This window comes from Lentzea sp. NPDC004789 (assembly GCF_053601075.1).
On sequence record NZ_JBSGBE010000007.1, the window covers coordinates 248609 to 273616 of the forward strand.

A 25008-nucleotide genomic window follows, 5' to 3' on the forward strand; every position below is an offset into this window, starting at 1 on the left:
CTCGGCCGACAAGGGGGTGTCATGCGTGAATCAGCGGAGTTGGTGGCGGCGGCGGCCGCGCTGAGGCCGGTGCTGGCAGGTAACCAGGCGGCGGGGGACCGGGACCGCCGGCTGCCCGACGAGACGATGACGGCGATGCGGGACGCCGGGATGTTCCGCATGTTCGTGCCCGCCGAGTTCGGTGGTCTCGAACTGGGGCTGCGGTCCTCCGTGGACGCGCTGGCCGAGCTGGCGCACGGCGATCCGTCGGCCAGCTGGGTGGTGATGATCCTCGGCGCGGCCGATCTGGTGGTGGCCCAGCTGTCGTCCCAGGCGCAGCGGGAGATCTACGCGGACGGCCCGGACACGCACGTCTGCATCGTGCTCACCCCGCACGCGACGGCCGAACGGGCCGACGGCGGCTGGCGGATGTCCGGCGAGTGGGTCCCGGCCTCCGGGTGCCTGCACTCGTCGTGGGGCCTGTTCGGGTTCCCGATCGCGCCGGACCAGGTCGGCGTCGCGGCCATTCCGATGAGCGAGCTGCGGATCAAGGACACCTGGCACACCGTCGGCATGCGCGCCACCGGCAGCAACCTGGTGTCCGGGCAGGACGTGTTCGTGCCGGACCACCGCGTGCTGCGGCTCAACGACGCGGTCACCACCGCGACCGGGTCCTCGCCGCGGTTCCGGTCGGCGTTGATCTCGACCGTGCTCACCTACATGGCCGGCACGTACCTGGGGATGGCCTCGGCCGCGCTGGACCACGTGATGGCCAAGGCTGCCGGTCGTCCCGTCGCGTTCACCACCTACCAACGGCAAAGCGACTCCCCGGCGTTCCAGATCGCCGTCGCCGAGGCGACCGCCAAGATCGACGTCGCGCGGCTGCTGGTCCGGTCGAGCGCCGAGGTGATCGACGGCCACGCGGTGGCCGGCACCTTTCCCGACTACCGGACGCGGGCACGGCACCGCCTGCACGTGACCCATGCGGTCCGGCAGTGCGGTGAGGCGCTGGACGCGCTGGTCGGCGCACACGGCGCGGCCGCGGTGGCGGAGTCCAGTCCTCTCAACGTCCTGCTGCGCGACATGCAGACCGCGTTGCGGCACGCGATGGTCAACCCGTCGTGGAACCTGGAGGCGTGCGGCCGCGCGTTGCTGGGCGTCGAGCCCAACATCACCCCGATCCTGTAGGCCATTCCCAGTTGATGCCGACCACGCCGGAGGTCATGCCGGTCGTGGTCACGTGCACCGCGTTGTGGACGTTCAACGGCAGCTCGGTCAGCACGTGCTGTTCCACGTGGAGATCAGCGCGGAAGTACTCGAACACGCGCTGGGGCAGGGCTTCCGGGTGAAACCGCACTTCCATCAGGTAACTGCCCTCCGGCCGCCGGAAGGCGTGAGCGCAGTCGGTGCGTGCTGCGGCCGGGTCGTGCAGCTCGGTCTCCCACACCCACGTGTCACCGGCCTGAAGTGGTTGGCCGAAGAGGAGTTCCGCGGCGAGCACCCGTCCGCCGCGGTGCCGCAGCACCCGGCCGAGCGTGCAGTTGCGCCGTGGCACGACCTCGACCCGGTCGATCTCGCATCCCGGTCCGCCGTAGTAGCGGACCACCGTGCGGTCCACGTCGTCACGACGGGCCCGCGCGACCGAACGGCCGCAAAGGCGGGCGGGGACGCGGTCCGGCCCCACGTGCACGACCTGTTCGGACGTCAGGACTTCCAGCCGCCACGCCCGTGCGCCGGGCAGCGCGTCGAGGAGCTCCGCCATCGGCCCGCTGTACTCGTCCACGCCCTGACGCGGCCGGAACGGTGGCGGCCGGTGCGAGCGGAGCAGGCCCGTCAGCGTCCGCTCCGGCAGGTCGAGGATCTCCTCCAGTGCGGCGATGGCCTGCAACGACTTCGGCCGCCGCGGCCAGGCCCGGCCGTGCTGCCAGTCGCTCAGACTCGCGAGCCCGACGTCGATCCCGCGCTCGGCGAGGCGCGACCGCAGGCGGTCCAGAGGCAGCCCGCGCTCACGGATCGCGTTGCGCAGCACGAGGTGGAACGGTCCGGTCATCGCAGCTCCGAACCTACCGCTTGCGAGAACCCGCGGGCGACGCTCGTGACATGATCGATCGCATGAGAACTGGGGGCGGGATTCTCGTCGCTCTGGCCGCGCTGATCGGCCTGGTGGCGTGCGGAGCGCGTCCGCAGGCGCCGCTGCCGCAACCGAACGTCGCGCGGCCGATCTCCCTGCCCACGCCCACGTCCGGCGAGCCGTCGTGCGACACCGGTCTGCGGTTCACCGCCGGCTACACGGACGCGGCGACGGGCCTGCGCGTGATGGCCGTGGAGGCGGTCAACTGCGGCACGCAACCGTTGCAGCTCAACGGATACCCGCAGGTGAAGCTGCTCGGAGAGCGCTGGCAGCAGCTGGACGTGCAGATCCTCGACGGCTCCGGCGGCATCGCGCTCGTGGACGGTTTCGACGAGGCCCCGCAGCCGATCGTCGTGCCGCCGGGGGAGCGCGCGAAGAGCGCGTTCATGTGGCGGAACACCAACACCTCGACCGACCCGCCGCTGGTCGGCAGCCACGTCGACCTGGCGGCCGCGCCGGGCGGCACGTTCCAGACGCTGCTGCCCGCGTCGCCGGGCAAGGACCTCCACATCGACCTGGGCAGCACCGGCCGCCTGGGCGTGCGGGCCTGGTACCGGTAGTGGCCCTGAACGCGTGTCCGCCGTGTTAACTCTTCCGGCGGCCTGCCTTTTCCGTGTTCTCATGACGACATGTCGACCACCGCACTGCTGAGCTTCACGCTCGTCGCGCTGCTCACCGTCATCACGCCGGGCCTGGAGACCCTGCTGGTGCTGCGCACCGCCGTGCTGGTGGGCCGCCGGACCGCACTGGGGGTCGTGGTCGGGAGCACCCTGGGCTGCCTGGTGTGGGCGACCGCGGGCCTGGTGGGCCTGACCGCCCTGCTGCAGGCGTCGGAGCTGGCCTACGACATCGTCCGCTGGCTCGGTGCCGCCTACCTGATCTACCTGGGCGTCAAGGCGTTGTGGAACTCCCGCCGTCCGGCCGCGCCGGACGAGCCCGCACCTGTGCCGTCCGCACGCGCGGCCGTCCGGGTCGGGCTCCTCACGAACCTCCTCAACCCCAAGCCGGGCGTCTTCTACCTCTCCCTGCTGCCGCAGTTCCTCCCTGTGGGCGAGCCGGCGTGGGGCGTGGTGCTGGTGGCCATCCATCTCGGCATCGGCCTGCTGTGGTTCCCGATCCTGATCACCGCGGCCGGCCGGGCCCGCGCCTTCCTGCTCCGTCAACGAACCGTGCTCGACCGCCTGTCCGCCTCGGCGCTCATCGCGTTCGGTCTCAAGACCGCCGCGGACGCCCGCTGACGCCGCTCGGAGTCGGGCACCGGTTCGAGCGCGAACTCCATCGCCTGTTCCTGCCGCAGGTCCTGGCCCAGCGTCGTGATCACCTGGTAGTCGTCGCCGAGCACGCGGCGGACGGTCCGGTCCGCTCGTTCCAGCAGCCGGTGGAACGGGCTGAGGTGCGCGAACGAGATCCGCGTGACCCGTTCCCGCGACCGCAACGCGCCCAGCAGCCGCGCCGCGCGGTCGTGGGCGCCCAGTTCCGCGCACGTGCAGGCCAGCAACCACAGGCTGAACACGGGGCCCCAGGTGTCGCCGAGTGTCAGCTGGATCCGCAACGCCTCCAACGCCGGCTGGTGCGCCTGCGCCGGGTCGCCGTGCAGCAGCTCGCACAGCGCCCGGAGCCAGAGCCCCCACGCGTTCCCGCCGTGGTGCTCCGCCAGCCTGGTCAGACCGGTGGTGGCCTTGTCGGCGGCCTCTGCGTCCATCAGGAAGCACACGGCCATCGCGTGCATCAGCTCGGCGTTGTACGTGTCGCCCGGCGACGCGTGCTCACGGCACAACTCGACGACGTGCGCGTACAGCGGCACGCAGTCCGGTGAGCCCACCACGAAGAAGAGGTGCGTCGCCTCGGCCAGCACCAGATGCCTGTCCGCCTCCGGCATCCGCGGCAGCGCACGGGCCTCGTTCAGCAACGGAATGGCCGCTGCCATGTCCCCCTGCGCCTGCGCGAGGTAGGCGCAGTGCGCCAGCAACGACGTGAGCAACGGAGGCTCGGTGACCACCTTGCGCGCCGCCGCGAGCAGGTCGCGCGCCTGGCCGAGCAGGCCCGCGGCCGACGTGAACCGGCTGCGCTGCAGGTTCATCGCCATGACGGTGCCGATCTCGGCCAGGTCCGGAGTCTCCAGCGCGTACCCGACCGCGGCGCGGATGTTCGGCCACTCCTCCCGCAGCCGGCCCAGCCACGACGTCTCGTCCGGCGAGAACCACGAGCGCGCCGCCTCGTCCACGAATGCGCTGTAGTGCAGCACATGCCGACGTAACGGCTCTTCCGTGCTCGTGAGCATGCGAGCACCGAACTGCGACACGGCGTCCGGCAACCGGTAGCGCGTCCGCCGCGTGACCGGGCTCGTCGTCGCCACCACGACCGCCTTGCGGACCAGCGCGGCCAACGGCTCCAGCACGTCCGCGCCCGCGACCGACTCGGCCGCGGCGAGGTCGAAGTCCGCCGGGAACACCGACATGGCCGCCCACAGCCGCCGCTCTTCGTCCGTGCACTGCCCCGCCGCCCACTCGAACACCCGCTCCAGCGCGGCCGGGCGGCCGAGCTGATCGAGCACGTCAGCCGGTGACAGCTCGGGCAGCCGCGCCGCCACCAGCTCGATCGCGAGCGGCAGCCCGTTCAGCGCCCGGCACAGCGCCGCGGCCTCCGGCACGGCGTCGCCGGTCGCGCCCGCCCGTTCCCGCAACAACGAGACCGCGTCCTCGTCCAACGGCGGTACCCGGACCAGACGCTCGCCGTAGACGCCGAGCTTCTCGCGAGACGTCGTGAGGATCGTCAGCCCTTCGCAGTCCCGCATGAGGTGGTGCACGAGGTGCCGCACCGACTCCAGCAGGTGCTCGCAGCCGTCCAGCACGAGCATCAAGTGCTTGTCGTACAACGACTCCACGAGCCGCCAGAGGCACGCGTCCGGTGAGTTGTCGACGATCCGGAGCTCGGCCGCGACCGTGCGCGCCAGCAGTGCCGGATCCTTGAGACCCGCGAGCGGCACCACCCAGACCCCGTGCTGGAACACCGCCGCCCGCGCCGCGGCCCGCCCGACCTCCACGGCGATGCGCGTCTTGCCGACCCCGCCGGTGCCCACCAGCGTGACCAGCCGGGCCGTGCCGAGGAGTGCCCCGGTTCCGGCGAGCACCGCCCGGTGGCCGATGAACGTCGTGGTCTGGGCAGGCAGATTGCCCCGCACGGTCATCGGCGCATCTTCGCTCAGCGACGGCCGACGGTGATGAGGAGGATGGCCTCACCACCCTTTCGGTCTAGGGCCTAGTCGGCTCGACCGTGCAGGGGCGCGCGCCCACGAGTGCGGATGATCATCTTGGTCGCGAGGCGAAGTCCCTGACGCGCGTTGAGGTGCGGCAGGTACGCGCGGCTCACCGCGTTCGCGATGCGCGGCAGGGCGGCGGAGTCCGGGTAGGCCATGAACATCGGCCGGTACGTCGGCTGGAACTTGGCCTTGAACGCGAACAGCGAGCGGAACCCGTACACCGGCTCCAGCACCTGCCCGGTGAAGTCGAGGACGCGCTGCAGCGCCCTGGGCCGCTCACCGCGGTCCAGGCGGGCCAGCGGCGCACCGGACAGGCTCAGGAACCGGGCGCCCTCGGTCTGAAGTTGTTGTGCGGCAGAAGCGATCAGGAACTCCATCGACCCGCGGAAACCGTTGGCACGGCGGCGCATGAAGTCGAGCGTGTAGCCGATGATCTCGCCGTCCTGATACACCGGAAGCCAGCTCGTGACGCCGTGCACCGTGCGGTCACCGTCGACCGCCAGCAGGCAGCGGACACCGTCGCCGGTCAGCTCTTCCAGGCCGCCCAGCGTGAAGCCCATCTCCGGCAGGCCCTTGTCGGCGACCCACTCCGCCGAGATCGACCGGATCTGGTCGGTGATCGCGAACGGCGCGTCGCCGAACGTGCACCACTCGGCCGTGATGCCGGCCTTGGCGGCCTTGTTCAGGGCCGTGCGCACGTCCTGCCACTTCTTGCCGGTGAAGCTCAGCTTGTCCAGTTCGATCACGGTGTCCTCGGCGACCTGCACCGCGGACCACCCGAGACCGGCGACCGCCTCCCTCGTCTCCGTTCCGACGCTGTACAGACACGGCGTCCACCCGTTGCTCGCGCAGAACTCGGTGAACCCGCGCACGGCCTCGACCCGCGCCGGGCCGATCGGGTCGCCGACCGTCAGCGCGATCGTGGCCACCACCCGGTAGGCGATGGCGTTCTCACCGTCGGGTGTGAACCAGTACTGGTTGCCGCGCCACGTCGTCATGTACGACAACGACGAACCGCCGTAGCGCTGCATCAGCTCCCGAGCGTGCGCCGCCTCCTTCTCGCACGACGACGGCCACGAGCGCCACGACGCCATCAGCAGACCGGCCAGCGCGATCAGCCAGAACACCACGCCCGTGTACTCGAACAGCAGCGTGCCGGCGAACCCCTCCGCCGAGAACTGCAGCGGCACCAGGTCGAGGTACCCCGGCGGCAGGAACCGCGTCGGCAGGTCCGCGAGCAGCTGCGCGAACCCCGGCTCCGGCGTGAACTGGTCGCGGACCAGGTACCCGCCGAAGACGTACAGCGCCGACAGCAACGCCACGCTGCCGACCGTGAACCGCCAGAACTTCCTGACGGCGTGCCGAGGCAGACGCACGGCGAAGTGCTTGCGCGTCAACAACAGCACGATGGTGATCGCGAGCGGTGCCAGCATCGGGACGCCGAAGGAGAACGCCATCTCTCCCGCACCGGCGTCCGGAATCCGCGCGGCCTCCACGACGTACCACCCGATGAACGCGGCGTACGCCACGTTGCACACCAGCGCGGACCACCACGCGAACCGCCGGCCGCGGCGCAGCCCTTCCGCAAGCACGAGCAGCAGCAACGCCGGCAGCAGCGACATCACCAGCGCGGGGAACCGGCCGTACGACAACTGGATCGTCATCGTCCGGCACAGGTCGACCGCGTCGGAGCTGCACACCGCGTCGAAGTACTCCTGCGACGGCTGCGCGACCGCCACGGCGTCCGCGAACCACAGCAGCGGACCGTTGGGATACGGCGACATCATCGCCACCACCGGTCCCAACGCCGATGCGGCGAGCAGCAGCGCCACCAGCACCCGCGTGTCCTGGAACGTGCGCGGCTTGTGCACCGCGCCGCTCTTCAGGAACAACGCCCCGATCACGAGTCCGGACACGCCACCGGACAGCCGGAGCAGATCTTCGAGCCAACCTGAGTACAGCGTAAGCACCAGCACCGACAAGATCGTCAGCAGCCGGACGCGGCGCCTCCACAGCGGCGGCATCCGGTACGTCAGCGCGAGCAGGAGCCCCACCCCGCCGATCGACGGCCCGGCGGCGACCTCGCCCACCAGCGAGTCGAGCCACGACCAGTGCACGTCCCGCCCGATCAGCACCAGCCCGAGGCCCAGGAACGAGCCGGCCACCTGCGCCGACAGGAAGATCGCCGCCGTGCGCAGTGCACCGAACGACCGCTCCGCCAGCGGTCCGACGACCAGCAGCAGCACCGTGGTCGCGACATAACCCAGCAGGTCCATCGACCACAGGGCCGAGCTGAACGCGGTCCACAGCGCGCTGTCGGTGCCGAACCCGATCCGGGCGAGCAGCTGGTCGTTCTGGTCGCCGATGGCGCCGGTCAACGCCCCGACCGTCCAGAAGGCGATCAGGAACGTGCAGGTGAGCGGTGCGGTCCGGAAGAACCGGATGAGCATCAGGCCAGTCCTGTCCGCCCCGCGAGCCACGGCAGCGAACCGAAGAAGCCCTCCCGTGCCATGTTCCAGTCGTGGCCGTTCGGCAGTTCTTTCCACAACACGTCCATTCCAGCCTTGCGGCAGGCCTCGAACACCTCTGCGTCCGCTTTGCGGTACGTGGCGTCGTCGCGGCCCGCGACGATGGTGCCCGCGGTTCGCGGGAAGGTCTGGCGCGCGAGGATGTCCATTGGGTTGACCCGGACGAACGCGGCCTCGTCGCCGCCGAACGCCGCCTTGACCGTCTCGCGCCGCGTGCCGAGCGTGGGCTCGCGCTGAGGAGCGAGGGCGACGAAGTTGCCGTAGACATCCGGCGCGCGCACGGCGAGCTGCACCGCGCACGTGGCGCCTTGGGAGAAGCCCGCGATGGTCCACGCCTCGCGGCGCTCGTCGACGGTCAGCCGTTGCTTGACCCACGTGGGCAGGTCACGCGCCAGGTACGTCTCCGACTTGCCCAGCGCGGAGTCGAGGCACAGCGGGTTCGCCGTCGGCGTGCCGAGCTGGTCGGCCACCACCACGATCGGCGCGAGCCCTTCGTGCTTGGCCGCGTACGCGTCCAGGTTGTCGGTGATCCGGCCGCCGTCGAACCAGTCGCGCGGGTTGCCCGGCTGACCGGCCAGCAGCACGATGACCGGCAGCTTCGGCCGTGGCGTCGTGTGATAGGCGGGCGGCAGGTAGATCCACGCGGGCCGGGCGGGGAACGCGCCGGGGATCGCCGACTCGGAGACCGTGCCCTTGTCCGGCATGTCGTCGGGCTTCGTCCACACGTCGGCGAGCTTCTTGCCGGCGGGGACGTCGACCACGCGGGCGGGGGGAGGGGCGGCCTCGTTGAGGTCGACCCGGTTGTTCCGGAAGACGTCCAGCACCGCGCGCATGGTCGGGTACTGGCTGAAGTGCGCGTTCGTGGCGACCATCGCGCTCGCGGTGACACCCAGCGCCAACAACACGCCGAACACACGGCCGTACCATCGTCCGGTGCCCAGCCGCGCGGCAGCGAGCGCCAGCGCGGTGAGGGCGGCGCCCGCCCAGATCGTCAGAACCACCGGCAACGGCTCTGGCCAGGGTTTCCACACGTGGTCGACGACGTAGCTCAGCCCGAACACGACCACCGCGCACGACGGCACCACGATCGGCAGCACCCTGGTCCACCAGATCCGGTTCTTCCTGATCGCCAGATAAGTCAGCGCGACGGCGGCAGCGACGGTCGCGGCGGTGGGGATCGGTCCGTGTACCAGGGACAGATCCAGGGGGCTGAGCATGCCTCCATTTCATCAGCAGATCTTCAGGATCACATCGGAGGTTGGTTGTGATTCATAGCTGTGAACATCAGCCTTTGGAATGACAACCCATCAGCCGGTTGGTACGTCGCGCCACGCGTTCGTCAGCACTCGCAGTGCGTCGGGGTGCTCTGAAATCTCGGCAGCTCGGGACAAATCGGACTCCGTCATGCCCAGTTCGCGCAGTGAGGTGGCCGCGCCGAACCGGGTGGCCGTGTCGTGTATCCGTTTGGCCAGGTCGGCGGGCGCCGTGTGAGAGAGCAACGCCGTGTGCGTGGCCGCGTGGGGCAAACCGAACGTACCGCCCAGAACGTGCGCGAGGTTGTGGTGCAGTCCCATGGGGACGGCGGCGAGGCACGTCCCCGCGAGCCAGGCGGAGTGCAGGAGCTCGGTCCGTGCGTCCACGGTGGAGGGATTACCGCTCAAAGCGTGCAAAATGCCGTCGATCGCCTTGGTCGCGATGGCGTCGATCAGCGGGTTCTCGTTGCCTCGGGCGGTGACGGCGTGCGCGAGAGCGTTGAGCGCGCTTGTCACCGTGACGTCCAACGGCAGGTCCAGCGTCAGGTCGACGTCGTAGATCACCGTGTCCGGCTGGATCGCGGCGTCGCGCCGGGTCTTCTTCCGCCCCGACTTCGTCTCGCCGAGCACCGGAGTGACCTCGGAACCCGCATAGGTCGTCGGAAGGACGATCTGCGGCACCCCCGCGCGCACCGAGAGCGCCTTCGACAGTCCCGTGCTCGATCCGCCGCCGACCGACACCACGCAGTCCGCGCCGTGCTCGCGCAACAGCCCGAGCGCGCGCTCCGTGACCTCGACCGGCGTGTGCATCGTCGCGCCGGTGAACCGGGCCGCGAGCAGAGGCCCGAGCTCCGCCGCCACCTTGTCGCCGCCGTGCCGGGCGAGCAGCAGAACCCGTGACGCGCCAAGACGCTCGGCCTCGGCGCGCACCGACGCGGCGGTGCCGCGCCCGAAGAGGACGCGCGTGCGTGCCGGTTCGAAGGTGAAGCCCACGGAGGACGAATATTCGGCACTCGCCGTAGTGGCCGCAACCGCTGAGGATCAATCCTTTCGGCTCTGACGAGTGACATCGTCACTCCTTAGCGTGAACCTTCATGAAGCGTGTTCGTGTTGTAGTGGCGTTAGCAGGGGCCCTGACCCTGACGCCAATCCCTGCCACAGCGGCGACACCGGCGTTCTCCCTGTCCGGCGGCGTGTCCGCACCGATCCACTCGATGGCCGACGCGGTCCGCGAGACCGTCTACGTCGACACCGGCCTCGACGCGGACGGTGACGGCAGTCCCGACCGGGTGACCGCGGACATCATCAGACCCTCCACGGCCGGACGCGTGCCGGTGATCATGGAGGCCAGCCCGTACTACCAGAGCGCGGGCCGCGGGAACGAGAGCGAGGTCAAGACCTACGACTCCGCCGGCGTGCCGGTGAAGTTCCCGCTCTTCTACGACAACTACTTCGTGCCGCGCGGCTACGCCGTCGTGCTGGTCGACTTCCTCGGCACGAACCGGTCGCGCGGCTGCGTCGACGTCGGCGGTCAGTCGGAGATCACGTCCGCCACCGCCGTGATCGACTGGCTGAACGGCCGTCGCACCGGCTACACCACCATGACGGGCACGGCGACCAAGAGCGCCTCCTGGTCGACCGGTGCCGTCGGCATGATCGGCAAGTCGTGGGACGGCTCGATCGCCAACGGCGTGGCGGCCACCGGTATCGACGGGTTGAAGACCATCGTGCCGATCGCGGGCATCAGCTCGTGGTACGACTGGTTCCGCTCGGACGGTGTCGCGTACACCAGCTACAGCTCGCCGACCGGCCTGGGATCGCAGTTCGAGAACTCCAACGCGCGCTCGCGGTGCGGTGCCGTGCGCACGCAGATGAACAACGGTTCTCCGGCCAACGGCGACTACACGGCGATGTGGCAGGCACGTGACTTCGTGCGCAACGCCTCGCGCGTGAAGGCGTCGATCTTCGCGGTCCACGGGCAGAACGACCTCAACGTGAAGACGTTGCAGTTCGGCCAGTTCTGGGACGCGGTGCCCGCATCGGTGCCGAAGAAGCTCTGGTTCTCGCAGACCGCGCACGTCGACCCGTTCGACTTCCGGCGCGGCGAGTGGGTCGCGACGCTGCACCGGTGGTTCGACCGCTGGCTGCTGAACGTCCCGAACGGCATCGAGAACGAGCCCCAGGTGTCCGCGGAGCGCGCGCCGGACCAGTGGGCGGACGACCAGACGTGGCCGCCCGCCGGCACCGTCAGCACCGTGTTGCGGCCTTCTTCTTCGGGCTTCGGCACAACGCCTGGCACCGGCACGGCCGCGTTCACCGACAACGGCAACGCCACGCCGTCCACCTGGCTCTCCGGCTCGAACACCGGCCGGGTGACCTACTCGACGGCACCGTTGACCTCCGAGCTGCGCGTAGCGGGCACGTCGTCGATCACGGTGGGCGTGTCGTCATCGACGCCGACCGCGCACCTGACGGCGTACCTCATCGACTACGGCCCGGCTCTGGTGCGGACCGGTGAGGGCATCCGAACCCTGACCACGGAGTCGTGCTGGGGCGAGAGCCGTACGGGCGATGACGCCTGTTATCGCGACACGGAAGCAACGACGGGCAACGTCGACGCGCAGATCATCGCACGCGGATGGGCGGACCTCGCGAACTACGCGTCGCTCACCACTCCGCGCACGATCACGCCGGGAACCAAGTACCGCATGACGTTCCGACTGTCCACAACGGACCACGTCATCCCCGCCGGGCACCGGCTGGGCCTGCTGATCGGCGGCACCGACTCGAGCGTGATCGTGCGGCCGAGCCAGCTGCCCCGCCTGACGGTCGACCTGGCGGACACCTCGGTGCGGATCCCGTTGCGCGGCTCGGTGCCGTCGGCGTCCGCCGATCCGATCATCGCCACCAGCGTTTCCGCAGGTACGCAAAGCAAACTGGGCTAGCGGCCAGGACTGTCGGTGCAGCTCGCTAGCATCGGCGGCATGGGTTCAACCGACGGTGTCGTTCTCGAAGACGCGCTGCAGGTGCTGCAGCGCGTCTTCGGGTACCCCGAGTTCCGCGGCGACCAGGCCGACATCGTCGAGCACGTGATCGCCGGCGGCGACGCGCTCGTGCTGATGCCGACCGGTGGCGGCAAGTCGTTGTGCTACCAGGTCCCCGCCCTGGTCCGCCCCGGCACCGGCGTGGTGATCTCGCCGTTGATCGCCCTGATGCAGGACCAGGTCGACGCCCTGCGCGCCCTCGGTGTCCGCGCGGGCTTCCTGAACTCCTCGCTCTCCTGGGACGAGCGCCGCGTCGTCGAGGCCGAGTTCGTCCAGGGCGAGCTGGACCTGCTCTACCTGGCCCCGGAACGCCTGACGTCCGAGGCCACCCTGCGCCTGCTCGACCAGGGCGACATCGCCCTGTTCGCGATCGACGAGGCGCACTGCGTCTCCCAGTGGGGCCACGACTTCCGCCCCGACTACCTCTCCCTGGCCCAGCTGCACGAACGCTGGCCCAAGGTCCCGCGCATCGCCCTCACCGCCACCGCGACCGAGGCCACGCGCGAGGAGATCCTCACGCGCCTCGACCTCTCCGAAGGCCGCCAGTTCGTCTCCAGCTTCGACCGCCCGAACATCCAGTACCGCATCGTCGCCAAGAAGGAACCGAAGAAGCAGCTCCTCGACCTGCTGCGCGGCGAACACCAGGGCGACGCGGGCATCGTCTACTGCCTGTCCCGCGCCTCCGTCGAGAAGACCGCCGAGTTCCTGGTGGCCAACGGCATCCCGGCCCTCCCGTACCACGCGGGCCTCGACGCCCAGACCCGCCAGCGCAACCAGGCCCGCTTCCTGCGCGAGGAGGGCCTGGTCATGGTCGCCACGATCGCGTTCGGCATGGGCATCGACAAGCCGGACGTCCGCTTCGTGGCTCACCTCGACCTCCCCAAGTCGGTCGAGGGCTACTACCAGGAGACGGGCCGAGCGGGCCGAGACGGCCTCCCCTCCACCGCCTGGCTGGCCTACGGTCTCAGCGACGTGGTCCAGCAGCGCAAGATGATCGAGTCGTCAGAAGGCGACCTGGCCTTCCGCCGCCGCTCCCAAGCCCACCTCGACGCGATGCTCGCCCTCTGCGAGACCATCACGTGCCGCCGCACCATGCTCCTGGACTACTTCGGCCAGTCCGGCGTCCCGTGCAACAACTGCGACACCTGCCTGACCCCGCCGGAGTCCTGGGACGGCACCGTGGCGGCCCAGAAACTGCTCTCCACCGTCTGGCGCCTCCGCAAGGAGCGGAACCAGAAGTTCGGCGCGGGCCAAGCCATCGACATCCTCCTGGGCCGCAAGACCGCCAAGGTCATCCAGTTCGACCACGACCAGCTCAGCACCTTCGGCATCGGCGAGGACCTGAACGAAAGCGAGTGGCGAGGCGTGGTCCGCCAGCTCCTGGCCCAGGGCCTCCTGGCCGTGGAAGGCGAGTACTCGACGCTCGTCCTGACCCAGGCGAGCGCCGACGTCCTGGCCCGCAAACGCGAGGTCCACCTCCGCAAGGACCCGGCCCCGGCCCGCTCGACCACCCGAGCCGCCACCGCCGCCACCGCCGCGAAGCAGAAGGTGGACCTCCCCGCCGAAGCAACCGGCCTCTTCGAGTCCCTGCGCGAATGGCGAGCCGCCCAAGCCCGCGAACAGGGCGTGCCGGCCTACGTGATCTTCCACGACGCCACCCTGAAGTCCATCGCAGCCACCCGCCCCACCACCCTGACGGCCTTGGGCGCGGTGAGCGGCGTGGGCCAGGCCAAGCTGACCAAGTACGGCGACCAGATCCTCGAAGTGGTGGCGGGCGCCGCCCCCACCACAGCCTCGCCTTCCGCCGCCCCGGACACCGCGAAGCCCAAGCCCAAGCCGAAAACCACACCTCAGGGCGGCGCGGCCTGGGGCGCCGGCACCGCCGACGACGAGTGGCCGACCCCAGAGGAACCAGACGAGCCAATGGACTGGTAACCAGCCGCTCGCCAGCTCGTCACAGGGCAAGGTGGCAGCACGACGGCCCTCAGACCACCTTCTCGATCTGAGCCCGCTTGATCACATTCTTTCCAGACTCCCCGACCAAATCAAAAGCAGCACTGTTCAACACCACACATGCCGACCCGACCCCGACAATCCGAACTGTGGCCTGCTTCCCGTTGTCCAGATTGGTGACCCGAACCGAAGTCCCCACCGGCAAAGTGGAAGAAAAAGCCCCTGGGGCTCCACCCACCGCCGACATCCCGACGGTCGCCCCGTCACAAACAACCTGCTCCACCACGCCGGTGGCCCGAATCCGCGGCGCGGCCGTCCGGACCGGTGCGGGAGCATTCCCCACGATCTCCACCCGAACCCGCCGGAGAACGCTTTCCTTCCCGCTCTGCCCCGAATCCGGCGACCGCAACAAATCGAAAGCCGCGGTGTTGACCGCGGCACATCCGGTGGAAACCCCGGCAACTGCAACGGTCGCCGCTCGCCCGTTGGCGGTGTTCGTGATCCGCAGAGAAGTTCCCACTGGAAGCTGATCCGAGAACACCCCGGCCGTACCGGCGTTGTCGACGAGGGTGACCGGTTGTCCGGCGCACACCTCCTTGCCCGCCACACCCGACTGCGCTGCGGGAGTCTCAGATCCGGCGAGGGCGAAGGCCGTGCCCCCGATGGCCGCGATGACCGAGAACACCCCGGCGCCCGCGATCCAGCCCTTCGACCAGCGCATGTGCAACACCCGACCTTTCTTTCAGGCCGTACGTCCCACACATCGGGAAGGTTCAACGACGCGTCGCGCGGAGCATTGCGGTTGGGTCACATGCCGCCAGGTGATCTCGCAGGGCCACGTGCGCGAAGCGGTACTCGCCGTCAACGCGGGTGAGCAGCAGCCGGTCTTGGGCGAGGTGCAGCAAGGCCTTGCGGCGGAACGACAACTCGCCCAGCGACAGTGGACGGGTGAGGCCTTCCGCGGCCACCTCGGCAAGTGCGTCGAACGGCCAGAGGTAGTCGCGGGCCGCGGTGGGTGTCACGAGCAACCCCAGCGCCACGCCAAGCGCGGTGCCCCAGGATCCGAACGCCCCGAGGCCGCCCAGTGCACCGACCAATCCGAGTGCGGGGACGGCCGGCTGCACCCACCACGGCCGGCCGAATCGCATGCGTTGTTGTTGTCCCGGGCGCACCGTGCGCCACACACGTCCCACGGCAGCGGCGAACACCCCGCCTGCCACACCCGCGGAGAAGCCCATTCCCATGCCGGCCAACACCACGTACGGGCCGGTCCAGATCATCGACACGCCCGGCGCGGCCGCGGTCAGCACGGACCACGGCACGGGCGCGTCGCCCGGTACGAAACCCAACGCCAGGAAGAAGGCCGCCACCACAACGAACACATACGCGACCGCGTACGGCCACGGCGCACCAATGCCGCCGAGCCACAATCCGGCGAGACCGACCAGCAATCCGGCGAACACGCCCGCCAGGAATCCCAAGGCGGCGGTGATGATTCCGTGCGCACGTCCGGGCGGGTGGAAGACGCGCGGCACCCTGTTCACCAGTGCGAGCAACGAAGAAGCCGCGACGACGAACACCAATGCCGACCACAACCCGAGCTGCAGGCCCGTCAGAAATGCCACGGCACAAACACCACCGGCATATGCAGCAGGCACCGCGCGCACGAACAACAACCACAACGGGCGCGTCGGCAGCAGCGGGAGCCACGCACGACGGTGAGGCATGTGCACGGGCGCACCGAGGTCCGGCCGTCCCAACCGCGCCAAGAACTTCAACGCGCGGATGGTCGGGCCCGCAGCGCGTTGGGCGGAAAGCCGTTCCACGACGAAGGAGCCCACGAAATCGGTGCCGATGGTGTCGACCTGGCGATCGAGATGTGTCAGCGCCAGCAGGTTCAGCGCCAGCGGCGAGTCCAGCCGCTCCCAGATCTCCGGCGTGAGAGCTGATTCCAGGCTGTCGAGACGAGGGCTGACCGAGGCGATGTACTCCAGCACCTGTCCACGCGACAACGGTTCGACGTACACGGACGGCAGGTTTTCGATCGGCGTGGTCGAGCACACCACCGACGCGAACGGCGCGAGCTCGGACTCGCAATGCGCACGGTCGATCTGCGGCACCTCGTCCAGGCCGTCGATGAGCACCGCCAGCCGCTCGCGGCGCAGCCAGATCGTGCCGGCCGAGCGGCTGATGCCGTAGCGGCGGTTCACCTCGCGCAACAGCCACGCGGTGAACTCGGTCGGCTTGCGGGTGCCGTACGCCCGCCACGTAGCCAGGTCCACGACAACGGGAATCGGCGCCTCCGGGTCGTTGCGCGCACGTTCGACCAGCACCAGGCAAAGTTCGCGCAACAGCGTCGACCGTCCGCTGCCGACCGGTCCGACGAGCACCATGGTGTGGCCCAGGCGGTCGTAGACGGCTTCGAGGTCGGAAGAGGCGACCTCCTCGCCCTCGGTGCGGACCGAGAGCCGGGGCTGCCGCAGCACGCCGAGTTTGATCTGGGTCTGCGCGGCCAGGGAGGAGGCCAGCAACGCCTTCACCCGCGATTCGACCCGGCCGAGCGCCGCGGTGCGGTTGCTCGTCTCGTGACCGCGCACACGTTCCCAGATCGCGAGACCGATCGCGACGAGCACCATGAGCCCGACGGCGGGCCACAACCAGCGGCCGAACTCACCCAGGAACGCCGGAACGGCCCCGCCAGTGCTCACGCTGATCGCCGCCGGGAGCAACAAGACGACGGTGACCAGGCACAACGCGGCCAATGCGGTCAGCCGTGCAGCTCTCGTCACCCCGCTCGGATCCACCTTCACCTCCGCGATCCCGGCGAACGACGGTAACCGGGTCGCCGGGATCGCGGAAGTGACTCGGAGGCCCGGCCGGACGGATGCCGCGTTCGGCGGCTGCGGGGTCACGGTCGACGTGTGCGCCGGTAGGCACTGTTGGTCCAATCCGGCATAACTCACACGCGAACCATCGGCACAAGCAGCCTCAGATGCCCACGCTCGGTATGTCCTGTCCCCAGGAGGTTCCGTCGTTGTGGTGGTTCCGCAGGCTCACTGGATGGAGTGAAGTGCCGCCACCGGGCTCACCCGTGCCGCACGGCGGGCAGGCAGCAGCCCCGCACCTGCGGTGAGTGCGGCCAGGGCGAGCACCACCACGCCGACGGCGGCGACCGGTACCTGCAACGGCCATTCGACGCCCAGCGAGATGATCGCGAGCCACGCGTAGGGGATCCCGATGGCGAGCCCGATCAGCGCGCCGACCATTCCGTAGAGGCCTGCCTCGGTCGTGATGAGACGGCCGAGTTCCTTGCGGGTCAAGCCGATCGCACGCAGGAGTCCGGACTCGCGGGTCCGTTCGAGCACCGACAACGCCGTGGTCGATCCTACTCCCACCACGGCGATCAACATGGTCAGGAACAGCAGTCCGATTGCGATTGCCACCAATGTGGTGAACCAGTTCTCCTGGGCGAGCCGGTGCTCGGTGAGCGACTCGACCGAGTACCCGGCTGGGACTCGTTCCGCGGCACCGTTGGCGAGCGCACCGACCGGCTCTCCATCCACATCGGACGGATGCAGCAGTGCGCTGCCGAGCGGCACACCGCCGAACACCGTTGCCGCCACGGTCATCCGCACACCGTTGACGTCGACCTCCGATCCCGCGACTACCCCGAGCCTGCCGGCGGTGTAGGTCGAGAGAATGATCTTGTGCGGTCCCATGCCGGCGAGCGAACCGGTGTCGATCTCGAAGTCCGCGAGGTCGCGGAGCTTGGTCAGGTCGAGATCGGTGCCGCGCATGGTGAGCCGTCCGTTGACGGTGATCTCGGTACGCCGGTAGGGCCGCACGTCGGTGAGCCCGGCGGCGGTGAGCGCCTGGGCGTCCACCGGTCCGGTGATCTCGAGGTCGGCGGGGTAGGCGCCGGCCATCTCGGCCTTTCCGAGTCCCCGCAACGTGTTCGCGCCCGTCAGCGTCGCGATGATCAGGCTGACCCCCAGCGCCACCACCGCGGTGACCGAGGCGGCTCGGCGTGGCGCACCACCCACGCCGCTGATCGCCAGCGTCCCGATCGTGCTGCGCCGCAACGGAATGCTGATCAGCCGCAGCACCGGTGAGATCAACGCGGGACCGAGTGTGATCAACGCACCGAACGCCAGCGCACCGCTGATGGTGGTGCGCAGCAGCAGGTCATCGGTCATCCCGGTCGGCCGTTGCTTGGTGGCCAGACCGTCGACCGCGACGTCGACCAGGAGCACGCCCGCACTCGCGGCCATCAGGACGCCGAGCACCCAGCGCGGCCGGCCGATCCGGCTTCTGCCGTCCTGGACGGCCGACGTGCGCAGCGCCTCCAGCGGCGAGACCTTCGCCGCGGACCACGCGGGCGCCAGCACGGCCAGCGTCGTCAGGACGAACGATCCCGCGACCACGACCAGCGCCGGCGTCAGCGGAAGCCCAGGCGCCGCCAAGCCCGCGAGCGGCACGAGCTGCCCCGCGCCCACCGCCAGCGCCACCCCCGCGATCGATGCGAGCAGTCCGACCACGGCCCCCTCGGTCACCAGTCGTCGCGCCAACCGGCCGCGGGTGGCACCGACGGCTCGCAGCAACGCCAGTTCGCGCATCCGTTGCGCGAAGACGATCCGGAACGTCGAGGTGGAGACCAGCGCGGCCACGATCATGGCGACCGTGACGAACGCGCCGAGCAGCGCGAACACCTCGACCAGCCGGGCGGCCCTCACCGCGAGCGAGCGTTCGGCGATGTCCTTGGCGAGCACCGTCGAGTAGGCGAAGAACGCGGCGATCAGGATCGACAGAACGGGCAGGAACCTCCTCATGCCGCGACCGCCCGCACAACGCGGCCGTCGGCCATGTGCACGACGGTGTCGGCGTACGAGGCGGCACGGTCGTCGTGCGTGACCATCACGATCGTCTGACCGAACTCGCGCACGGCCTGCCGCAGCAGGTTCAGCACGTCCGCGGACGACGTGGAGTCGAGGTTCCCGGTGGGCTCGTCGGCGAAGATGACGTCAGGCCGCGTGACGAGCGCACGCGCCAACGCCACGCGCTGCTGCTGCCCGCCGGACATCTCCGATGGCCGGTGCGCCAACCGTGACGCCAGCCCCAGCACCTCCACGAGCTGCCTGAACCAGGCACGGTCGGGGCGCCGCCCGGCCAGGTTCAACGGCAGCAGGACGTTCTGCTCCGCGGTCAGCGTCGGCAGCAGGTTGAACGCCTGGAACACGAACCCGATCCGGTCCCGCCGCACCTTCGTCAGCGCGTTGTCGGAGAGCCGGGTCAGGTCCTTGCCGCCCAGCAGCGCCGCACCGGACGTGGCCGTGTCGAGCCCGGCCAGGCAGTGCATCAGCGTGGACTTGCCGGACCCGGACGGCCCCATGATCGCGCTGAAGGCGGCGGGCCGGAACCCGACCGTCACCCCGTCGAGTGCTCGAACCGCGGTGTCGCCGGAGCCGTACACCTTCACGAGGTCGACCGCGGCGGAAGCGTAGTTGTTCACATGGCCAGCAAAGTGCAGCACGGAGGCGGAAACCTCCGTCCCGGGCAGGGCTCGCCTCTGTCTTTCGGCCGATCTGCGGACCGCGCCCGAGTGCATAAGGTCATGGCCATGCTCTGGAAGTACGGCGCGATCGCCGCACTGGTCGCCGCCGCGTTCGTGGACGCCTACTACGGCCTGTTCAAGTCGCCGGGCCTCTACCCGTGGACCGGCTGGGCCGCGTTCGGGTGCATCGTGCTGGCCGCGTTCGCCTGGCTGCGGCCCAACCGGGCGCTGGCCGCGTCGTCCGTCCTCGCGTCCGTCACGTTCACGCTGGTCAACCCGTTGGACAAGGAGTTCGGCCTGGCCGAGACCCTGGCGCTGACCGGCGTGCTGGCGATCACGGCCCACCGGGCGAGGTCGCGCTGGGACGCGCCGCTGCTCGCCGGGATCGTGATCGCGCTGGTCACCCAGCCCTTGCGGTTCCCGCTCGGGCCCACCGAGCTGACGTTGGCGATGGGCCTGCTCGTCGTCGCCATCGGAGTGCTCGCGCTCGTCGGCTACCTGCGCCTGCTGAACAACGCCCGCGAGAAGCAGGTCGCCGCCGTGCAGGCCGAGCAGCGCGCCGAGTTCGCCAGGGACCTGCACGACTTCGTGGGCCACCACATCACCGGCATGGTCGTGCTCGCCCAGGGTGCGGGCCGGATCGTCGAACGCAACCCCGAGCAGGCCAGGCAGGCCCTCGAACGCATCGAGGAAGCGGGTGGTGAAGCCATGACCGCCATGCGCCGCATGGTCGGCATGCTCCGCGACGACGTTCCCGTCGCACCGGTCGCGGGCATCGTCGACATCGAGCCGCTCATCGAGGCCGAGCCGCGGGCCACCCTCGAAATCCACGGCGACACCCGGACCATGCCGGTGGAGATCGCCGGTTCCGTCCACCGAGTGGTGATGGAGTCGTTGACCAACATCAGGAAACACGCGCGGGAAGCGACCAAAGTGGACGTCCAGATCCAGACGTCACCGGACTGGGTGACCGTCCGGGTCGTCAACGACGGCAGGCCCGCGCGGCAGGGCAACGGCTTCGGCCTCATCGGACTCACCGAACGCGTGCAGGCGCTCGGCGGGAGGATCAAGGCGGGGCCGGGCATCGACGGCGGCTGGGTCGTCGACGCCGCACTCCCGACCGGAAAGGTGACCGCGTGATCAGGGTTCTCGTCGCGGACGACCAGGCGATGGTGCGTACGGGCTTCGGCATGATTCTGGCCGCCGAGCCCGACATCGAGGTCGTGGCGGAGGCTCAGGACGGTGTTGAGGCAGTGGCCGAGGCACGCCGCACCAAACCGGATGTCGCGTTGATGGACATCCGCATGCCGCGCATGGACGGTCTCGAAGCGCTCAAACAGATCGCGAACGACGTCAACGTAGTTGTGTGCACGACGTTCGATCACGACGAGTACGTGCACACAGCGCTCAAGAACGGCGCGTGCGGTTTCCTCCTGAAGGACGCCGGCCCCAACCTGCTCATCGAAGCGATCCGTGCGGCCGTCACGGGCGATGCGCTCATCAGCCCGTCAGTCACGGTCAGGCTGTTGCAGCACATGAACACGCCGTCACAGCAACAGCCGCACAACCTCTCCGCGCGCGAGCTCGACGTCGTGAAGCTCGCCGCCATCGGCAAGACGAACGCGGAGATCGCGCAAGAGTTGTTCATCTCCATCGGCACGGTGAAAACCCACCTGGCCAGCGTTCAGGCCAAACTGGACGCCCGCAACCGCGTCGAGATCGCCGCCTGGGCCTGGGAATCCCGGTTGGTCGGCCAAAAGTAGGACCCGCAACCCCTCCGCGGACAGAAGTGCCGGCGCGAACCCATCACCAGAATTCGAGCCATGAAGAAACTCCTCCTGCTGATTCCCGTGCTGGCCCTCGCGGCCTGCGGCCAGAAGAGCTACACCTACGAGGCGTTCTACGACATCGAGGGCAGCGGCAAGGCCGAGCTCGCCCTCACCGTTCCCGGCGGTGCGTCGCAGTCCGAAACCGTTGACCTGCCGGTGAAGAACCGCGCGATGCTCGCCAACGCGCTCGGCAAGATCACACTGAAGGTCAAGTCGGACAACCAGGTCACCTGCAGGCTGCGCGTCGAGAAGGAGAAGGAGATCTCGAACTCGGGGCAAAACGCGACGTGCGAGTACGAGATCACCGAGGACACCGACAACTGAGTGATCCGTTAACCCTTGCCGGGACACCGGCGGTTCCACTAGGAATCGCGCATGAGGCGAATCGCAGCTGGTCTGGCAGTGGCGGCACTGGCCGTTGGATTCATCACCACCGGAACCGCATCGGCGGACGTCGAAGCCCAGGACGCGCAGGCCCGGATCGACTGCGGCATCACGCCGACGCCGGATGATCCTGCCGCCCGTCCGGTGCCCGTGCCGAAGGACCCCAGGCGCACCAAGGGAAAGGTGTTCGTCCACATCAGGACGAACCAGGGCGACATCCCCATGATCCTGGACCGCGACAAGGCCCCGTGCACGGTGCACAGCTTCGTTCACCTGGCGGAGCACCGCTTCTACGACAAGACCGAGTGCCACCGCCTCACCGCGTACTCGACGCTGAAGGTGCTGCAGTGCGGCGACCCGACCGGCACCGGTGAGGGCGGCCCCGGCTACAAGTACAAGGACGAGCTGCCGACGGACCTGAAGCCCGCGCCGAACGACCCGACCGGCCTGCGCCGCATCTACCCGCGCGGCACGCTCGCGATGGCCAACGCCGGTCCGGACACGAACGGCAGCCAGTTCTTCCTCGTGCAGACCGACTCGATCCTGCGCCCGAACTACACGGTGTTCGGCACGATCCTGCCGGAGGGCCTGAAGACCCTCGACAAGATCGCGGCCGGCGGCATCGCGGGGGACAACCCGCAGGACGGCCGCCCCAACCTCAAGGCGGAGCTCAAGCGCGTCACGGTGTGCTAGCCCGTTCTGCAGAGCGCATCGAGAACCGCCGGATCACCTGGTCGTCAGGTGGTCCGGCGGTTCTCGTCCTCAGCGGAACGCGGAGATCCCGGTCAACGCCTGACCGATGGACAGCAGGTGGATGTCCGACGTGCCCTCGTAGGTGAGGACGGATTCCAGGTTGTTGGCGTGCCGCAGCGGGGAGTACTCCGACGAGATGCCGTTCGCGCCGAGGATCGTCCGGCTCTCCCGCGCGATCGCGATGGCCGCCTCCACGTTGTTGTACTTGCCCATGCTGATCTGCTCGGGCTTCAGCGTACCGGCCTCCTTGAGCCTCGCGAGGTGCAACGCGAGCAGCATCGCGTTGCTGACCTGCACGGACATCGTCGCCAGCTTCCGCTGCGTCAGCTGGAACGCGGCGATCGGCTTGTCGAACTGGATGCGCGTGCCGGAGTAGCCGAGCGCCGCCTGCAACGAGTCCCGCGCGGCGCCGACCGCGCCGAACACGATCCCGAACCGCGCCTCGTTCAGGCACGAGAGAGGAGCGCGCAGGGAGGTCGCGAGCGGCAGTCGCGCGCTTTCCGGGAGCCGCACGTCGGTCAGAACCAGTTCGGAGGTGACGGACGCCCGCATCGACAGCTTGTGCTTGATGTCCTGCGTCGAGAATCCTGGCGTGCCGCGCGGGACCAGGAATCCGCGGACTCCCTCCTCGGTCTGGGCCCACACGGTCGCCACGTCGGCCAGCCCGCCGTTGGTGATCCACATCTTGGTGCCGTTGAGCACCCAGTCGGCCCCGTTCCGGACGGCCCGCGTGCGCATCCCTGACGGGTTGGAGCCGAAGTCCGGCTCGGTCAGCCCGAAGCACCCGATCGCCTCACCGGCGGCCAGCCGCGGCAGCCACTCCTGCTTCTGCTCCTCCGACCCGTACTTCCAGATCGAGTACATCGACAGCGAGCCCTGCACCGACACGAAGCTCCGGATCCCGCTGTCCACGGCCTCCAGCTCCAGGCACGCGAGCCCGTACGCCAGCGCCGACGTCCCCGCGCACCCGTACCCTTCGAGGTGCATCCCGAGCACACCGAGCTTGCCCAGCTCCCGCGCGAGCTCGCGCGGCAGCATCCCCTCCTCGAACCAGGAGGCGATGTGCGGCCGCACGTGGTCGGACAGGTACGTCGCGACGGTGGCCTGGATGTCGCGCTCCTCGTCGCTCAGCAGCGACGGGATGTCCAGCAACTGCAACGGGTCCTGCACTTCACGGCTCCAGCTTCGGCGGGCGCAGCCGGTAGGTGACCGGCGTGCGCGACAGGCGGATGGGGTTCGCGACGAGCGTCATGTCGCCGATCGTCGCGGTCGGGTTGAGGTCCAGCGACTCCGCCAGCGCGAACGCGTGCGCGATGTCGTTCACCGGACCGCACGGAACCCCGAGCGGTGTCAGGGTCTCGAACCAGTGCTGCGCCGGATGCGTCCGCAGCCGTGCCGACAGCACCTCGAACAGCTCGTCGACGTGCTCGACCCTCCCGGAGTTCGTCACGAACCGATCGTCCGTGGCGAGCTCCGGCACGTCCAGCACCGAGCACAGCCGGCGGAACTGCCGGTCGTTGCCCACCGCGAGCACGATCGGCTGATCAGCCGTCGGGAACACCTCGTACGGCGCGATCGACGGATGACGGTTGCCCATCGGCTCCGGGACGGAACCCGCCAGCGTGAAGCCCGCGCTCTGGTTCACCATGCTCGACAGCAGCACCGACAACAGGTCCAGCTCGACGAGCTGTCCCTGCCCGGTCGCCTCCCGGTGCCGCAACGCCGCCAGGATGCCGACGCACGCGTGCAACCCGGTCAGCACGTCGACCAGCGCCACCCCGGTCTTCACCGGCGTGCCCGGACCAGGCCCGGTCACGCTCATCAACCCGCCCACGGCCTGCGCGAGCAGGTCGTAGCCGGGCAGATCCGCACCCTTGCCCGAACCGAACCCCGAGATCGAGCAGTACACGAGGTCGTCACGCCCCAACGACTCGTAGTCCAGCCCGAACTTCTTCATGGTTCCCGGTTTGAAGTTCTCGACCACCACGTCCGCACGCGCGATCAGCTCGCGCGCCCGTTCCCGGCCCGCCTGGGTGGACAGGTCGATCTGCACGGACGTCTTGTTCCTGTTGACGGACAGGAAGTACGTCGCCTCGCCCTCGAAGTGCGGCGGACCCCACGTGCGGGTCTCGTCGCCACGACCGGGCTGCTCGACCTTGATCACCTCGGCGCCGAGGTCGCCCAGCACCATCGTGGCGTACGGAGCGGCCAGCACTCGGCTGAAGTCCGCGATCACAACGCCGTCGAGGGCGCTCATGCGACCGGCCTCCTTGTTGTGGAGGGTGCCGGGTGTGCACCGTGTTCTGTTGTGTTCAGGGTGTTTTCGGGCGACTGCGACGGATTC

General features: G+C 69.4%; 20 protein-coding genes. 9 read left to right on the forward strand and 11 right to left on the reverse strand.

Going from position 1 to position 25008, the window contains the following annotated elements:
- Nucleotides 1–21 precede the first annotated feature (21 nt).
- The gene (locus tag ACWEIJ_RS18755) at nucleotides 22–1167 is read left to right on the forward strand and encodes an acyl-CoA dehydrogenase family protein (protein WP_449838426.1); all 1146 of its coding nucleotides are present in this window, start codon (nucleotides 22–24) and stop codon (nucleotides 1165–1167) included.
- On the opposite strand, the gene ACWEIJ_RS18760 is transcribed toward ACWEIJ_RS18755, so the two are convergent.
- Entirely contained in the window at nucleotides 1151–2029 is an 879-nt protein-coding gene (locus ACWEIJ_RS18760) for a hypothetical protein (RefSeq protein ID WP_449838427.1), read from the reverse strand. The two genes, ACWEIJ_RS18755 and ACWEIJ_RS18760, sit on opposite strands and share 17 nt — an antisense overlap.
- Nucleotides 2030–2091: 62 nt before the next feature.
- Between ACWEIJ_RS18760 and ACWEIJ_RS18765 the strand changes: the two genes are divergently transcribed.
- The gene (locus ACWEIJ_RS18765) at nucleotides 2092–2670 is read left to right on the forward strand and encodes a DUF4232 domain-containing protein (RefSeq protein WP_449838428.1); all 579 of its coding nucleotides are present in this window, start codon (nucleotides 2092–2094) and stop codon (nucleotides 2668–2670) included.
- Nucleotides 2671–2739: 69 nt separating this feature from the next.
- Entirely contained in the window at nucleotides 2740–3348 is a 609-nt protein-coding gene (locus ACWEIJ_RS18770) for a LysE family translocator (protein WP_449838429.1), read from the forward strand.
- On the opposite strand, the gene ACWEIJ_RS18775 is transcribed toward ACWEIJ_RS18770, so the two are convergent.
- From ACWEIJ_RS18775 to ACWEIJ_RS18790, 4 genes are all read right to left on the reverse strand, one after another.
- Entirely contained in the window at nucleotides 3270–5297 is a 2028-nt protein-coding gene (locus ACWEIJ_RS18775; RefSeq protein WP_449838430.1) for an ATP-binding protein, read from the reverse strand. The genes ACWEIJ_RS18770 and ACWEIJ_RS18775 overlap by 79 nt on opposite strands.
- Before the next feature lie 71 nt (nucleotides 5298–5368).
- On the reverse strand, nucleotides 5369–7819 hold the full coding sequence (locus ACWEIJ_RS18780; RefSeq protein ID WP_449838431.1) for a phosphatidylglycerol lysyltransferase domain-containing protein: 2451 nt from the start codon (nucleotides 7817–7819) through the stop codon (nucleotides 5369–5371).
- The gene (locus tag ACWEIJ_RS18785) at nucleotides 7819–9114 is read right to left on the reverse strand and encodes an alpha/beta hydrolase (protein WP_449838432.1); all 1296 of its coding nucleotides are present in this window, start codon (nucleotides 9112–9114) and stop codon (nucleotides 7819–7821) included. The genes ACWEIJ_RS18780 and ACWEIJ_RS18785 overlap by 1 nt, the downstream gene beginning before the upstream one ends.
- A 90-nt stretch (nucleotides 9115–9204) precedes the next feature.
- On the reverse strand, nucleotides 9205–10143 hold the full coding sequence (locus ACWEIJ_RS18790) for a maleylacetate reductase (protein WP_449838433.1): 939 nt from the start codon (nucleotides 10141–10143) through the stop codon (nucleotides 9205–9207).
- A 101-nt stretch (nucleotides 10144–10244) separates the two neighbouring features.
- On the opposite strand from ACWEIJ_RS18790, the gene ACWEIJ_RS18795 reads away from it, so the two are divergent.
- Nucleotides 10245–12095, forward strand: coding sequence for a Xaa-Pro dipeptidyl-peptidase (locus ACWEIJ_RS18795; RefSeq protein ID WP_449838434.1), 1851 nt, complete (start codon nucleotides 10245–10247; stop codon nucleotides 12093–12095).
- A gap of 39 nt (nucleotides 12096–12134) precedes the next feature.
- A complete protein-coding gene (gene recQ / locus ACWEIJ_RS18800) occupies nucleotides 12135–14129 on the forward strand; it encodes a DNA helicase RecQ (protein ID WP_449838435.1) in 1995 nt (664 codons plus the stop codon).
- Between the two features lie 49 nt (nucleotides 14130–14178).
- Here recQ and ACWEIJ_RS18805 read toward each other — a convergent pair whose 3' ends face one another.
- The 4 genes from ACWEIJ_RS18805 to ACWEIJ_RS18820 all read right to left on the reverse strand — a co-directional run bounded on the left by ACWEIJ_RS18805 (nucleotide 14179) and on the right by ACWEIJ_RS18820 (nucleotide 19656).
- Nucleotides 14179–14868, reverse strand: coding sequence for a hypothetical protein (locus ACWEIJ_RS18805; protein ID WP_449838436.1), 690 nt, complete (start codon nucleotides 14866–14868; stop codon nucleotides 14179–14181).
- Nucleotides 14869–14920: 52 nt separating this feature from the next.
- Nucleotides 14921–16936, reverse strand: a complete 2016-nt coding sequence (locus tag ACWEIJ_RS18810; RefSeq protein WP_449838437.1) for an NACHT domain-containing protein — start codon at nucleotides 16934–16936, stop codon at nucleotides 14921–14923.
- 264 nt (nucleotides 16937–17200) lie between these two features.
- Nucleotides 17201–18976 (reverse strand): FtsX-like permease family protein, encoded by a 1776-nt coding sequence (locus ACWEIJ_RS18815; RefSeq protein ID WP_449838438.1) that lies wholly within the window; start codon nucleotides 18974–18976, stop codon nucleotides 17201–17203.
- A complete protein-coding gene (locus tag ACWEIJ_RS18820) occupies nucleotides 18973–19656 on the reverse strand; it encodes an ABC transporter ATP-binding protein (protein WP_449838439.1) in 684 nt (227 codons plus the stop codon). The genes ACWEIJ_RS18815 and ACWEIJ_RS18820 overlap by 4 nt, the downstream gene beginning before the upstream one ends.
- Before the next feature lie 108 nt (nucleotides 19657–19764).
- Between ACWEIJ_RS18820 and ACWEIJ_RS18825 the strand changes: the two genes are divergently transcribed.
- The 4 genes from ACWEIJ_RS18825 to ACWEIJ_RS18840 are packed head-to-tail and all read left to right on the forward strand — an operon-like array spanning nucleotide 19765 to nucleotide 22604.
- Entirely contained in the window at nucleotides 19765–20838 is a 1074-nt protein-coding gene (locus ACWEIJ_RS18825; RefSeq protein ID WP_449838440.1) for a sensor histidine kinase, read from the forward strand.
- Complete coding sequence (locus ACWEIJ_RS18830; protein WP_449838441.1) at nucleotides 20835–21461, forward strand: response regulator; 627 nt, start codon at nucleotides 20835–20837, stop codon at nucleotides 21459–21461. Before ACWEIJ_RS18825 ends, ACWEIJ_RS18830 begins: the two co-directional genes overlap by 4 nt.
- A 60-nt stretch (nucleotides 21462–21521) precedes the next feature.
- Nucleotides 21522–21851 carry a hypothetical protein gene (locus ACWEIJ_RS18835; RefSeq protein ID WP_449838442.1) on the forward strand — a complete coding sequence of 110 codons (330 nt, stop codon included), beginning with the start codon at nucleotides 21522–21524 and terminating at the stop codon, nucleotides 21849–21851.
- Between the two features lie 51 nt (nucleotides 21852–21902).
- Nucleotides 21903–22604, forward strand: coding sequence for a peptidylprolyl isomerase (locus ACWEIJ_RS18840; RefSeq protein ID WP_449838443.1), 702 nt, complete (start codon nucleotides 21903–21905; stop codon nucleotides 22602–22604).
- 69 nt (nucleotides 22605–22673) lie between these two features.
- Here the strand turns inward: ACWEIJ_RS18840 and ACWEIJ_RS18845 are convergent, their stop codons facing one another.
- Both ACWEIJ_RS18845 and ACWEIJ_RS18850 read right to left on the reverse strand, forming a co-directional pair.
- Nucleotides 22674–23834, reverse strand: coding sequence for an acyl-CoA dehydrogenase family protein (locus ACWEIJ_RS18845; protein ID WP_449838444.1), 1161 nt, complete (start codon nucleotides 23832–23834; stop codon nucleotides 22674–22676).
- Nucleotide 23835: 1 nt separating this feature from the next.
- Entirely contained in the window at nucleotides 23836–24921 is a 1086-nt protein-coding gene (locus ACWEIJ_RS18850) for a CaiB/BaiF CoA transferase family protein (RefSeq protein ID WP_449838445.1), read from the reverse strand.
- Nucleotides 24922–25008 lie beyond the last annotated feature (87 nt).